Below are 12,252 nucleotides of genomic sequence, written 5' to 3' on the forward strand. Positions count from 1 at the left end.
TGTGGTGGTAATGAAAATACCATCTGTTATCATATAATGAATGACTTTTAAAGTCAAGCAATTTCATTAAACGCCTGGTAAAGTTGTTCAGAATTCTAAAACGTCACTAATAGAACACTTTTTCTAAGTATAACCCTTGTGGTAGCGCGGTTTTTCCCGCTTTATCGCGATCTTCAGAGGCGACTACAAGTGCCACATTATCAATCGTGCGGCGACCTACGCCAACCTCCCAAAGTGTACCTGCAATAATACGCACCATATTATATAAGAAACCATTGCCTTCAATCACCATATGAAGTTCTTCTCCATGCCATTCAAATTGCAGTGTCGTGACAGTACGTACTTTATCCTTCACACTTGTATTCGCTGCACAAAAGCATGAAAAGTCATGTGTACCAACGATAGCCTTAGCTGCCTCTTGCATCGCCTCTACATTAGGTTTGACGCCACTTGTCTCGACTGTGTAATATCTGCGAAATGGGCTTTGGATAGGCTCACAAGACCAAATATAGCGATAGCGCTTCCCCGTCACACTATAGCGTGCATGAAAGTCATGTGCCACTTCCTCTACCGATAATACGCGAATATCTCTTGGTAGTTGCACATTCAAAGCCTTGCTATACTTGTCAACTGGAATGGCAAGAGGTGTATCGAAATGCAATGTTTGTCCTGTAGCATGAACTCTTGCATCTGTACGTCCACTTGCAGTTACCTTAATCTTTTCTCCTTTATGCATAATGGACAGCACACGCTCAAGCTCAGCCTGTACTGTGCGTTCTCCAGGCTGTACTTGATAGCCAGAAAAAAGCGTTCCATCATAGCTTATAATTACTTTTAATCGTCGCATCAAGCCTACTCCTTTTAACTTCTATAAAAGAATAGCAATACGCCTATTGCTACTAGTAACACAAGTGCAAATGTGTCACCCATATCCCATTTTAGCCTACGGTACCTTGTACGACCTTCACCACCACGATAGCCTCTTACTTCCATCGCAGTTGCTAGATCCTCAGCTCTTTTAAATGCACTGACAAAAAGTGGTACTAGCAATGGCACTACTGCCTTTATACGATCTTTTATTGGGCCAGAGGATAAATCTGAGCCTCGGGCCATTTGTGCCTTCATAATCTTATCTGTCTCATCCATTAAGGTTGGAATGAAACGCAAGGAAATGGACATCATCAAAGCCAATTCATGGACTGGTACTTTTATTGCTTTTAATGGGTTTAAAAGAACCTCAATACCATCTGTAATGGAGATCGGTGATGTTGTTAACGTTAAGATAGATGTCATAAATACTAATACTAGAAAACGTACCGAAATAAATATTCCTCGTCTAATTCCTTCATCGTATATTGTGATAAACTTTGACTCGAAAACAGGGACGCCTTCCTTCGTCATAAATATATGAAGAAGAAATGTGAAAGCCATTAAAAAGAGAACAGGTTTGAGACCATTAATTAAAAAATACAGACGAATACGTGATACTAATACAATCAAGAGCGTAAATGCTAGCAGCATAGCATATGTCACTGTATTGTTGGCCAAAAACACAATAATAATAAAAGCAAACACAAAGATTAGTTTTGATCGTGGATCTAGTTTATGCACAGGTGAGTCACCTGGTAGGAAGCGTCCAAAGATCATTTTTTCCATCATGGCTCTGCACGCTCCTCTCTAAGCATTTGAGCAATTTCAGCGGCGAGTTCCTCTTCCGTCAAGCAAACCTTTGACAAGGACCGACCCATCATGTGCTCAATTTTCTGCTGGAAGCGGACAATACGTGGTGGCTCTAAGCGGAAACTCTTTAATGTTTCACCATCTTTAAAAATAGTTTGTGGTGGTCCACTTAAGACATTTTTTCCTTCATGCATGATTACAATATTATCTGCATATCGAGCCGCATCCTCCATACTATGTGTGACAAGAATCGTTGTAAGACGACGATCTTGATGGAGTTGATAAAACATATCCATGATCTCTTTTTGACCTCGTGGATCAAGTCCAGCTGTTGGTTCATCCAACACAATTACCTCTGGATCCATCGCCAAAACACCCGCAATTGCCACTCGGCGCATTTGACCACCCGATAAATCAAACGGAGACTTCTCAAGCACGTTGTTCGGTAATCCAACTAAGCTGACAAGTTCTCTTGCACGCGCTTCAGCCTCTTTCTCTGATACACCAAAGTTCATTGGCCCAAACATAATATCCTTTAACACTGTTTCTTCAAATAGTTGATGCTCAGGGAATTGAAAGACAATACCGACCTTTTGTCTTACAGCTTTTAAATCCTTTGCTTTTTTCCCAGCTACAATCAGGCGATCCCCTATATGTACTTCTCCTGAAGTAGGTCTTAGAAGTGCATTAAAATGCTGAAGAATGGTTGATTTCCCAGAACCCGTATGACCTATAATTGCCTGATAAGTATGGGATGGAATGTCAAAGTCTACATCGAATAATGCCCGTTTTTCAAAAGGAGTCCCCTGTGCATAGGCATAGCTTATTTGTTGAAGTTTGATGTCCATAAATCATTCACCAACTCTTCTTCTGTCATATGTTGTCCCATTAATGGAACACCTTCCTTTTGCAATAGCTTTGATAACTTCAAGGCAAATGGTAAATCTAGTCCAAACTCAACTAGCTTGTCCCCAAGTGCAAAGATTTCAGCAGGTGTACCTTCTGCAAACTTCTTACCATCATTCATAAAAAGAACTCGATCTGCTAACATGGCTTCTTCTAAATCATGTGTTATGGATATAACTGTTAATCCCGTTTCTGCACGTAATGTTTGGACAGTCTGTAACACCTCTGCACGGCCCTGAGGATCTAACATCGATGTAGCCTCATCTAAAATGAGAAGCTTTGGCTTTAGTGCAAGTGCACCAGCAATGGCAACGCGTTGTTTCTGTCCTCCAGATAAGTGATGTGGCTCATGATCTAAAAACGTGTCCATTTTTACTTGCTCTAGTGCCGCGTGTACACGTTTCACCATTTCTTCAAAAGGCACACCATTGTTTTCTAAGGCAAATGCAACATCATCCTGTACAGTGGCACCTACAAACTGATTATCAGGATTTTGAAAAACCATACCCATTAAGGAGCGAGATGCCCAAAGGTTTTCTTCACTTAAGGGTTCTCGTAATATTCGCACATCCCCCTGCTGAGGGAATAACAAGCCGTTCATCAGCTTGGCAATAGTGGATTTACCTGAACCATTATGTCCAACTATGGCAATCCATTCGCCTTCTTCAACAGCGAAACTAACATGTTCAACAGCATTGCGACTGTCTTGAATTTCTGGTGTATATGAAAAAGTCACATTATTTAAAGATAAAATTTCAGGCATTTCTAGAACTCCTCTCTACATGCTCAGCTCTACTAACTAACTTACACTTTTTTATGTATGAATTCTACTACAATCCGTATGTCGATAAAAGAAAAATACTACTATAACAACTTAATGTGATGGTGCACTTTTGAGCGTCTAAAGAAAACCCATATATTAAAAAAAGCACCACAAATTGGCGCTATCCCACATAATAAAAAAGCGCGCACCTCATTCGATAGAAATGCGCTTGTCGTTACATTTACAAGAAATACGGGTGCTCAAGCCCTTATTTCTCCTGAATGAGGTGCGGAGAGCTAAACGAGACGCCACACCCTAAAGTGCCCGCTCATCATAACGCTCAGCTTAATTATTTGTCGTATAAATCATTTATAAAGAAAGAGGGTGGTGATTCCCACCCTCTTCACCACAAGTCTTCTCTTATGATTAAACTAGTTCAATCACAACAACAGGTGCACCGTCACCACGACGAGGACCTACTTTAAGAATACGAGTGTAACCACCTTGACGCTCTGCATAACGTGGTGCAACATCATCAAATAACTTTTGAAGTGCAAATGATGTTGTTTCGTTACCTTCAGCATCAGTCGTTGTTACTAGTTCGCGACGGATGAATGCAGCAGCTTGACGGCGTGCGTGTAAATCTCCGCGTTTACCTAAAGTAATCATTTTTTCAACAGCTTTACGTACTTCTTTAGCGCGAGCCTCAGTAGTTTCGATACGCTCGTTGATGATTAAATCAGTAGCTAAGTCACGTAACATCGCTTTACGTTGAGAACTTGTACGACCAAGTTTTCTGTAACCCATGGATGTTTCCCTCCTTTATAGAAAAAATCTGATCTTATTAGTGTTGTTTAAATCGCTTAGTCTTCTTTGCGTAATCCTAAACCAAGCTCTTCTAACTTCGCTTTTACTTCTTCTAGTGACTTACGTCCAAGGTTACGAACTTTCATCATATCGTCTTCTGATTTATTCGCAAGTTCTAGTACTGTATTAATACCAGCGCGTTTTAAACAGTTATAAGAACGAACAGAAAGATCAAGTTCTTCGATAGTCATCTCTAAAACTTTTTCTTTTTGATCTTCTTCTTTTTCGACCATGATTTCAGCAGTCTGTGCCTCATCCGTCATGCCAACGAAGATGTTAAGATGCTCGGTTAAAATTTTTGCTCCGAGCGAAATCGCCTCTTTCGGACCGATGCTACCATCTGTCCACACATCAAGAGAAAGTTTGTCGTAGTCAGAAGACTGACCTACACGAGTATTTTCCACTTGGAAATTGACGCGTGATACTGGAGTGTAAATAGAGTCGATCGGGATCACGCCGATAGGAAGATCCTCACGTTTGTTTTGATCAGCAGGAGTGTAACCACGGCCGCGTTGTGCATACATACGCATACGTAAATGACCGTTTTTAGCGATTGTTGCAATATATAGATCTGGGTTTAAAATTTCTACGTCACTGTCATGCGTAATGTCAGCAGCCGTAACTGTACCATCGCCTTTTACATCAATCTCAATAACTTTTTCTTCGTCAGAGTAGATTTTAAGAGCTAGTTTTTTCACGTTCAAAATGATTGAAGCTACATCTTCTACTACGCCTTCTACAGTCGAGAATTCGTGAAGAACACCATCAATTTGAATTGAAGTGACAGCAGCTCCTGGTAATGAAGACAGAAGGATACGACGTAAAGAATTACCCAAAGTGTTTCCATATCCGCGTTCAAGCGGTTCTACAACAAACTTTCCATATTTGGAATCTTCGCTGATCTCCACCGTTTCAATCTTTGGTTTTTCAATTTCGATCATTTTATTTACCCTCCTTCAAAACATCGAATGTATAGGTTCTTTCCATCATAGATTCGATCGTCAATGACGTATCGTTTATTATCTGCACAAGACAGTCTGTACAAAAAATGATGTTCTCATACAATATGAGACGCACCCATTACACGCGACGACGTTTTGGCGGACGGCAACCATTATGAGGAACTGGAGTAACGTCTTTAATAGCAGTTACTTCTAAACCAGCAGCTTGAAGTGCACGAATAGCAGCTTCACGACCAGCACCAGGACCTTTAACAGTTACTTCCAACGTTTTCAGACCATGTTCAAGGGATGTTTTAGCAGCAGTTTCTGCAGCCATTTGAGCAGCGAATGGTGTAGATTTACGTGAACCACGGAAACCAAGAGCACCAGCACTTGACCAAGATACAGCGTTACCTTGCATATCTGTAATCGTTACAATTGTATTGTTAAATGTAGAACGAATGTGTGCAATACCAGATTCGATATTCTTTTTCACACGACGTTTACGAGTTTGTTGTTTACGAGCCATGTTAAGAAGGAACCTCCTTTACCAATTATTTTTTCTTGTTCGCAACAGTTTTACGAGGACCTTTACGCGTACGCGCATTGTTCTTCGTATTTTGACCACGAACAGGTAAGCCACGACGGTGACGGATACCACGGAATGAACCGATTTCCATCAGACGTTTAATATTTAATGAAGTTTCGCGACGTAAGTCACCTTCAAGTTTGTATGAATCTAATTGTTCACGGATTTTGTTTAACTCATCTTCAGTTAAGTCGCGTACGCGTGTATCTTCTGAAATACCTGCATCAGCTAGTACTTTCTGAGCTGTAGTTTTACCAATACCGAAAATGTACGTTAATGAAATTACCACGCGTTTGTCGCGAGGAATATCAACACCAGCAATACGTGCCATGTACGTTGTGCACCTCCTTTAGAATTAACCTTGTTTTTGTTTATGTTTAGGATTTTCACAGATTACCATTACTTTACCGCGTCGGCGAATTACTTTACATTTTTCGCAGATCGGTTTCACAGATGGTCTCACTTTCATCTAACCTAACCTCCTTAGTAGTCCGGAGCGCAAAAGATTATTTAAAACGGTATGTGATACGACCGCGAGTTAAATCATAAGGAGATAACTCGATAGTAACCTTATCTCCAGGTAGAATACGGATAAAGTGCATACGAATCTTACCAGATACGTGTGCTAGAATCACATGTCCATTTTCTAATTCTACCTTAAACATCGCGTTTGGCAAAGTCTCAACAACTGTCCCTTCGACTTCAATTACATCATCTTTCGCCATCTACTCTGTCTCCTCTCTATATGCAAATTAAAGTTCTCATCGTTACATCAAACGGATATCTGCTGCAACTTTAGAAGCAACCTCGTTTCAACATATGTTTGGATTGTATGAGAGATGTTTGAAAGACGCTCGTCTGGTTTCGCTTCACACAATCCACGGAATTTACAGAACCAATAAGGGCACTGAACCTCCCATGTTTACACGAATACCGGAATGTCTTTGATGAGATATTCATACCCGTTACACAGATGCTTCCACGAAACCCATTATACTCCTCCAAAAGGTATGTTGCACTCTTTAGAAGAAATATATACCGGGCACAATATGCTTTTGCAACTCTCAAAAAAATTATGTTTCGTTGTTGCTCCCGCATGCCTCCCGCGGAAGCAGTACTCTGCGCCCGGAGCCGGGTATCAGCTGCGGCTGCCCTGTAATAGAGCATCAAGATCAGCAAACACTTTGTTAATATCTTGCTGTCCATCAATGTTAGTTAACACACCTTTAGCTTGATAGAAATCAAGTAGAGGTTGTGCTTGATTCATATTTACTTCCAGACGGTTCGCAACCGTTTCAGGATTATCATCTGCACGTGTATAAAGCTCGCCGCCATCTTTATCACATTTTCCTTCCACCGTAGGAGGATTGAAAATTAAATGATATGATGTACCACAAGTTTTACAAATACGTCGACCTGAAAGACGAGCAATTAACTCATCCTTTTCAACTTGAATGTTTAATGTATGCTCAATCGCTTTACCTAGATCAGCAAGAATGCTATCCAATGCTTCAGCTTGAGGAACAGTACGTGGGAATCCATCTAATAAGAAGCCCTTTTCACAATCAGGTTTAGCCAGTCGCTCACGAACAATACCAATCGTTACTTCATCAGGTACTAGTGCACCTTGATCCATAAACGATTTCGCTTGTAAGCCTAGTTCAGTACCTTCTTTAATTGCAGCACGGAACATATCGCCTGTAGAAATATGAGGAATCGCGTACTTCTCAACAATTTTATCTGCCTGAGTACCTTTACCAGCACCTGGCAGACCCATTAAAACGATATTCATTAGGAAATATTCCTCCCACAAAAGGTTTGCTGATTTAAGGAAACGATGGAACGTTCCCTAAAAACCAACATTATTTCATAAAGCCTTTGTAGTGACGTTTAACAAGTTGAGATTCTAGCTGCTTCATCGTTTCCAGCGCTACACCGACTACGATAATAATACTAGTACCACCGATCTGCACTGAGGCAGGTAAATTCATAAAATTAATGAATAAAATCGGCATTACAGCAATAACAGTTAAGAATATCGCACCAACAAAAGTTAGACGATATAACACGCTTGTTAAATACGTTTGAGTGTTTTCACCAGGACGAATACCTGGAATGTAAGCACCTTGTTTTTTCAAGTTGTCTGCCACATTTTCTGGATTCACTTGAACGAATGCATAGAAATATGTGAACGCGACGATCAAAATAATATAAATTGTCATACCAATAGGCTGCGTATACTGCAGATTTTTCGTAATCCAATTTGTAACACTATTTTCACCAAAGAACACAGCAAGCGTTTGAGGTGTTACAAGAAACGCTACTGAAAAGATTACCGGAATAACCCCTGCAGCATTTACTTTTAACGGTAGATGCGTTTGTTGACCACCAGTTTGCTGACTACGTCCAGTAACTCGTTTCGCATATTGAATTGGAATTTTACGAAGTGCTTGTTGCACGTATATAACCCCAACTACAACTGCTAATAAAATTAATACAAGCAATGCAAGGACAATGATGTTGATAAATAATTTATCTCCAGCACCCTCAATTTGCTGTGCAAAAATTTGGTTGATCCCTGTAGGCAATGCTGCTACGATACCTGCGAAAATGACAACAGAAATACCATTACCAACACCGTGAGCAGTAATTTGCTCAGCAAGCCATACTAGGAATGCTGTTCCCGCTGTCAATACTATAGCAATTGTAACATAAGTTAGAACGCCCTCTTCTTTAATCAAAGATCCACCATACATTCTATTAAAACCGAATGACATTGCGAATGATTGGATAAAAGCAAGAATAATAGTAAAGTAGCGAGTAAATTGTGCAAGTTTACGTCTTCCGACTTCACCTTGCTTTGCCCACTCAGCAAATTTCGGTACTACGTCCATTTGCAATAACTGAACAATGATTGAGGCTGTGATGTAAGGCATAATTCCCATCGCGAAGATGGAGAAGTTCTTTAAAGCACCACCGCCAAAAGTATTCAGGAAACCAACGAGGTTAAACTCATCAGTTGCCTTTAATACATCAGCGTCAACGTTTGGTACTGGAATGAAAGTTCCAATACGAAAAACGATTAACATTAAAAGTGTGAAAATGATTTTATTTCTTATATCTCGAACACGCATAAAGTTAGAGATTGTCTGAAACATTAAATCACCTCAGTAGTTCCGCCGGCATTCTCGATTGCTTCTTTCGCTGAAGCTGAGAATTTATGAGCTTTAACAGTAAGCTTTTTATTAAGAGCTCCATTGCCAAGAACTTTAATTCCAGCTTTCTCGTTGCTCACTATACCAGTTTCAAGTAATAATGCAGCAGTAACTTCTGCACCGTCTTCGAAACGGTTTAAAGCATCAAGGTTAACAATCGCGTATTCTTTACGATTAATGTTCGTAAATCCACGTTTTGGTAAACGACGGAATAATGGGTTTTGACCGCCCTCAAATCCTGGGCGTACACCGCCACCAGAACGAGCGTTTTGACCTTTATGACCTTTACCTGCTGTTTTACCGTTACCAGAACCGATACCACGACCAACGCGATTGCGTTGCTTACGAGAACCTTCTGCTGGTTTTAACTCATGCAGTTTCATAGTGGGTGGCACCTCCTTGTTCAATTATTGAAAATTAAATTTCTTTTACAGTAACTAAGTGTGCTACTTTATCAAGCATACCGCGAGTAGCTGCATTATCAGCTTTCTCTACAGTTTGGTGTAATTTACGTAAACCTAAAGCTTCAACAGTTTTGCGTTGTGCAGGTTTAGTACCAATCACAGATTTAGTAAGGGTGATTTCTAATTTGTTAGCCATTATCTTTCCCCCCTTATCCTAATATTTCTTCCACTGATTTACCACGTAATTTAGCTACGTCCTCTACGCGTTTTAATTCAGTTAAACCTTGAACAGTTGCACGTACCATGTTGATTGGTGTGTTAGATCCAAGAGATTTTGAAAGAATATCAGTAATACCAGCAAGTTCTAGTACAGCACGTACTGGACCACCAGCGATAACCCCTGTACCAGGAGCAGCAGGTTTAATTAAGATTTCTCCTGCACCGAAGCGACCAAGCACTAAGTGTGGAGTTGTTCCACCAACACGTGGCACTTCTACTAAGTTTTTCTTCGCATCTTCAACAGCTTTACGGATAGCATCTGGAACCTCTTGAGCTTTACCAGTACCGAAACCTACATGACCGTTTCTATCGCCAACAACAACTAGTGCTGTGAAGCGGAAGCGACGTCCACCTTTAACAACTTTAGCAACACGGTTAATAGTAACTACGCGTTCTTCAAGTTCTCCAAGTTTGTTTGCGTCAATTCGACTCATGAAATGTGTCCCTCCTTCTTATTAAAATTCTAAACCATTCTCACGTGCAGCTTCAGCTAAAGCTTTCACGCGTCCATGATATAAGTAACCACCACGGTCAAAAACTACAGCAGTAATATTTTTTTCCGCAGCGCGTTTCGCGATTGTTTCACCGATTTTTGATGCAGTTGCAACATTGCTACCAGTGCCTTCAAAATCTTTTTCTTGAGAAGATGCGCTAACAATTGTTACGCCTGCTACGTCATCGATAAGTTGAGCGTAGATGTTCTTGTTAGAACGGAATACATTTAAGCGTGGACGCTCAGCAGTACCCGAAATTTTAGAACGAACTCGCGCATGACGTTTTTTACGAACTTGATTTTTATCCTGTTTCGTAATCACAAGGGTCACTCCTTTCTAATGCTTAGGCAGCATTATTTACCTGTTTTACCTTCTTTACGACGAACGTATTCGCCTTCGTAACGGATACCTTTACCTTTATATGGCTCTGGTGGACGAACGTCACGGATGTTAGATGCAAGAGCACCAACGCGCTCTTTGCTAATACCTTTAATGATGATTTTAGTGTTAGAAGGAACTTCAATTTCAAGACCATCTTCAGGTGTGAACTCTACTGGATGAGAGTAACCTACGTTAAGTACAAGTTTTTTGCCTTGTAATTGCGCACGGTAACCAACACCGATAAGTTCTAAAGCTTTTTCGAAACCTGCAGAAACACCAGTAACCATGTTCGCTAGAAGCGCACGAGTAGTACCGTGGTTTGTGCGGTGTTCTTTTGATTCAGAAGGACGTGATACAGAGATTACGTTACCCTCTTGCTCAATTTTCATATCTTGGTGGAAAGAACGAACAAGTTCGCCTTTAGGACCTTTAACAGTAACAGTGTTGTCAGCTGCAACAGTAACAGTTACGTTAGCTGGTACCTCGATAATTTTTTTACCTACACGAGACATTTAGTTGCACCTCCATTCATTTATTGCTAATTACCAAACGTATGCTAGAACTTCGCCGCCAACTTGTTTAGCGCGAGCTTCTTTATCTGTTAATAAACCTTGTGAAGTTGACACTAAAGCGATACCAAGACCGTTCAGTACTTTAGGCACTTCATTTGTTTTAGCATATACACGTAGACCAGGTTTAGAAATACGTTTTAAGCCAGTGATAACACGCTCGTTATCTTTACCGTATTTTAAGAAGATACGGATAATACCTTGCTTGTTGTCTTCCACGTATTCTACGTCACGTACGAAACCTTCACGCTTTAAAATTTCAGCGATTTCTTTTTTCACGTTGGAAGCTGGTACTTCTAACTTCTCGTGACGAACCATGTTCGCATTACGAATGCGAGTAAGCATATCTGCAATCGGATCAGTCATTGTCATTACATTTACCTCCTTCCCAAATTAGGGGATTACCAGCTGGCTTTTTTCACGCCAGGAATTTGTCCCTTATATGCAAGTTCTCGGAAACAAATACGGCAAAGTTTGAATTTGCGATATACAGAGTGTGGACGGCCACAGCGTTCACAACGTGTATATTCTTGCACTTTAAACTTTTGCTTACGTTGTTGTTTAACGATCATAGATTTTTTAGCCACGTTTTCGCCCTCCTTGTTTAAATTACTTTTGGAACGGCATACCGAATTGTGTCAATAACTCGCGAGCTTCTTCGTCAGAGTTCGCTGTCGTTACGATCACGATGTCCATACCGCGTACTTTTGAAACTTTATCGTAATCGATTTCTGGGAAAATTAGTTGCTCTTTAACACCTAGAGTGTAGTTACCGCGACCATCGAATGCTTTTTTAGAAACACCACGGAAGTCACGTACACGAGGAAGTGAGATTGAGATTAATTTGTCCAAGAATTCATACATACGCTCACCGCGTAATGTAACTTTAGCACCGATTGGCATACCTTCACGTAAACGGAAACCTGCGATCGATTTTTTCGCTTTAGTTACAACTGGTTTTTGACCAGTGATAATTGTTAATTCTTCTACAGCTGCATCTAATGCTTTAGAGTTTTGAACAGCATCACCAACACCCATGTTGATAACGATTTTGTCAACTTTCGGCAACTGCATAACTGATTTATATCCAAACTTGCTCATAAGAGCAGGAGAAACTTCATTTAAATATTTTTCTTTTAGGCGGCTCATGTGTGTACCTCCCTT

At 40.5% G+C, this 12,252-nt stretch carries 20 protein-coding genes and 1 pseudogene; all 21 read right to left on the bottom strand.

Annotation, left to right across the window (positions count from 1 at the left end):
- Positions 1 to 106: 106 nt before the first annotated feature.
- The 21 genes and pseudogenes from truA to rplE all read right to left on the bottom strand — a co-directional run bounded on the left by truA (position 107) and on the right by rplE (position 12,237).
- Positions 107 to 847 (bottom strand): tRNA pseudouridine(38-40) synthase TruA, encoded by a 741-nt coding sequence (gene truA, locus V6670_RS21970; protein WP_338652141.1) that lies wholly within the window; start codon positions 845 to 847, stop codon positions 107 to 109.
- Positions 848 to 861: 14 nt separating this feature from the next.
- Positions 862 to 1,659, bottom strand: coding sequence for an energy-coupling factor transporter transmembrane protein EcfT (locus V6670_RS21975; RefSeq protein WP_036129069.1), 798 nt, complete (start codon positions 1,657 to 1,659; stop codon positions 862 to 864).
- Positions 1,656 to 2,528 carry an energy-coupling factor ABC transporter ATP-binding protein gene (locus V6670_RS21980; RefSeq protein ID WP_036129071.1) on the bottom strand — a complete coding sequence of 291 codons (873 nt, stop codon included), beginning with the start codon at positions 2,526 to 2,528 and terminating at the stop codon, positions 1,656 to 1,658. The genes V6670_RS21975 and V6670_RS21980 overlap by 4 nt, the downstream gene beginning before the upstream one ends.
- Entirely contained in the window at positions 2,504 to 3,349 is an 846-nt protein-coding gene (locus V6670_RS21985; RefSeq protein ID WP_141904508.1) for an energy-coupling factor ABC transporter ATP-binding protein, read from the bottom strand. The genes V6670_RS21980 and V6670_RS21985 overlap by 25 nt, the downstream gene beginning before the upstream one ends.
- Positions 3,350 to 3,775: 426 nt before the next feature.
- Positions 3,776 to 4,156 (bottom strand): 50S ribosomal protein L17, encoded by a 381-nt coding sequence (rplQ, locus tag V6670_RS21990; protein ID WP_012296051.1) that lies wholly within the window; start codon positions 4,154 to 4,156, stop codon positions 3,776 to 3,778.
- A 56-nt stretch (positions 4,157 to 4,212) separates the two neighbouring features.
- Positions 4,213 to 5,157: a DNA-directed RNA polymerase subunit alpha gene (locus tag V6670_RS21995; RefSeq protein WP_004233733.1), complete on the bottom strand. Its 945-nt coding sequence runs from the start codon at positions 5,155 to 5,157 to the stop codon at positions 4,213 to 4,215.
- Positions 5,158 to 5,296: 139 nt separating this feature from the next.
- Positions 5,297 to 5,686 (bottom strand): 30S ribosomal protein S11, encoded by a 390-nt coding sequence (gene rpsK, locus V6670_RS22000; protein WP_004233731.1) that lies wholly within the window; start codon positions 5,684 to 5,686, stop codon positions 5,297 to 5,299.
- A 25-nt stretch (positions 5,687 to 5,711) separates the two neighbouring features.
- Positions 5,712 to 6,077 (bottom strand): 30S ribosomal protein S13, encoded by a 366-nt coding sequence (gene rpsM, locus V6670_RS22005; protein WP_004233729.1) that lies wholly within the window; start codon positions 6,075 to 6,077, stop codon positions 5,712 to 5,714.
- Positions 6,078 to 6,101: 24 nt separating this feature from the next.
- Positions 6,102 to 6,215: a 50S ribosomal protein L36 gene (gene rpmJ / locus V6670_RS22010; protein ID WP_000868344.1), complete on the bottom strand. Its 114-nt coding sequence runs from the start codon at positions 6,213 to 6,215 to the stop codon at positions 6,102 to 6,104.
- A gap of 37 nt (positions 6,216 to 6,252) precedes the next feature.
- Positions 6,253 to 6,471: a translation initiation factor IF-1 gene (gene infA, locus V6670_RS22015; RefSeq protein ID WP_004233690.1), complete on the bottom strand. Its 219-nt coding sequence runs from the start codon at positions 6,469 to 6,471 to the stop codon at positions 6,253 to 6,255.
- An 86-nt stretch (positions 6,472 to 6,557) separates the two neighbouring features.
- A pseudogene (locus V6670_RS22020) lies at positions 6,558 to 6,632 on the bottom strand (type I methionyl aminopeptidase); the annotation flags it as partial.
- Between the two features lie 252 nt (positions 6,633 to 6,884).
- Positions 6,885 to 7,538, bottom strand: a complete 654-nt coding sequence (locus tag V6670_RS22025; protein ID WP_036129077.1) for an adenylate kinase — start codon at positions 7,536 to 7,538, stop codon at positions 6,885 to 6,887.
- Positions 7,539 to 7,608: 70 nt separating this feature from the next.
- The gene (secY, locus tag V6670_RS22030; RefSeq protein WP_036129079.1) at positions 7,609 to 8,904 is read right to left on the bottom strand and encodes a preprotein translocase subunit SecY; all 1,296 of its coding nucleotides are present in this window, start codon (positions 8,902 to 8,904) and stop codon (positions 7,609 to 7,611) included.
- A complete protein-coding gene (gene rplO / locus V6670_RS22035) occupies positions 8,904 to 9,344 on the bottom strand; it encodes a 50S ribosomal protein L15 (RefSeq protein ID WP_036129082.1) in 441 nt (146 codons plus the stop codon). Before rplO ends, secY begins: the two co-directional genes overlap by 1 nt.
- 34 nt (positions 9,345 to 9,378) lie before the next feature.
- On the bottom strand, positions 9,379 to 9,561 hold the full coding sequence (rpmD, locus tag V6670_RS22040) for a 50S ribosomal protein L30 (protein ID WP_004233668.1): 183 nt from the start codon (positions 9,559 to 9,561) through the stop codon (positions 9,379 to 9,381).
- A gap of 13 nt (positions 9,562 to 9,574) precedes the next feature.
- Entirely contained in the window at positions 9,575 to 10,078 is a 504-nt protein-coding gene (rpsE, locus tag V6670_RS22045; RefSeq protein WP_008181711.1) for a 30S ribosomal protein S5, read from the bottom strand.
- Between the two features lie 21 nt (positions 10,079 to 10,099).
- Positions 10,100 to 10,459: a 50S ribosomal protein L18 gene (gene rplR, locus V6670_RS22050; RefSeq protein ID WP_036124657.1), complete on the bottom strand. Its 360-nt coding sequence runs from the start codon at positions 10,457 to 10,459 to the stop codon at positions 10,100 to 10,102.
- 32 nt (positions 10,460 to 10,491) lie between these two features.
- The gene (rplF, locus tag V6670_RS22055) at positions 10,492 to 11,031 is read right to left on the bottom strand and encodes a 50S ribosomal protein L6 (protein ID WP_008181715.1); all 540 of its coding nucleotides are present in this window, start codon (positions 11,029 to 11,031) and stop codon (positions 10,492 to 10,494) included.
- Between the two features lie 30 nt (positions 11,032 to 11,061).
- Entirely contained in the window at positions 11,062 to 11,460 is a 399-nt protein-coding gene (gene rpsH, locus V6670_RS22060) for a 30S ribosomal protein S8 (protein ID WP_008181717.1), read from the bottom strand.
- Positions 11,461 to 11,489: 29 nt separating this feature from the next.
- The gene (locus tag V6670_RS22065; protein WP_004233656.1) at positions 11,490 to 11,675 is read right to left on the bottom strand and encodes a type Z 30S ribosomal protein S14; all 186 of its coding nucleotides are present in this window, start codon (positions 11,673 to 11,675) and stop codon (positions 11,490 to 11,492) included.
- A 22-nt stretch (positions 11,676 to 11,697) separates the two neighbouring features.
- Positions 11,698 to 12,237, bottom strand: coding sequence for a 50S ribosomal protein L5 (gene rplE / locus V6670_RS22070; protein WP_008181719.1), 540 nt, complete (start codon positions 12,235 to 12,237; stop codon positions 11,698 to 11,700).
- Positions 12,238 to 12,252 lie beyond the last annotated feature (15 nt).

Source organism: Lysinibacillus sp. Y5S-8 (assembly GCF_036894365.1).
In the GTDB taxonomy this organism is placed as follows: Bacteria; Bacillota; Bacilli; order Bacillales_A; family Planococcaceae; genus Lysinibacillus; species Lysinibacillus fusiformis_D.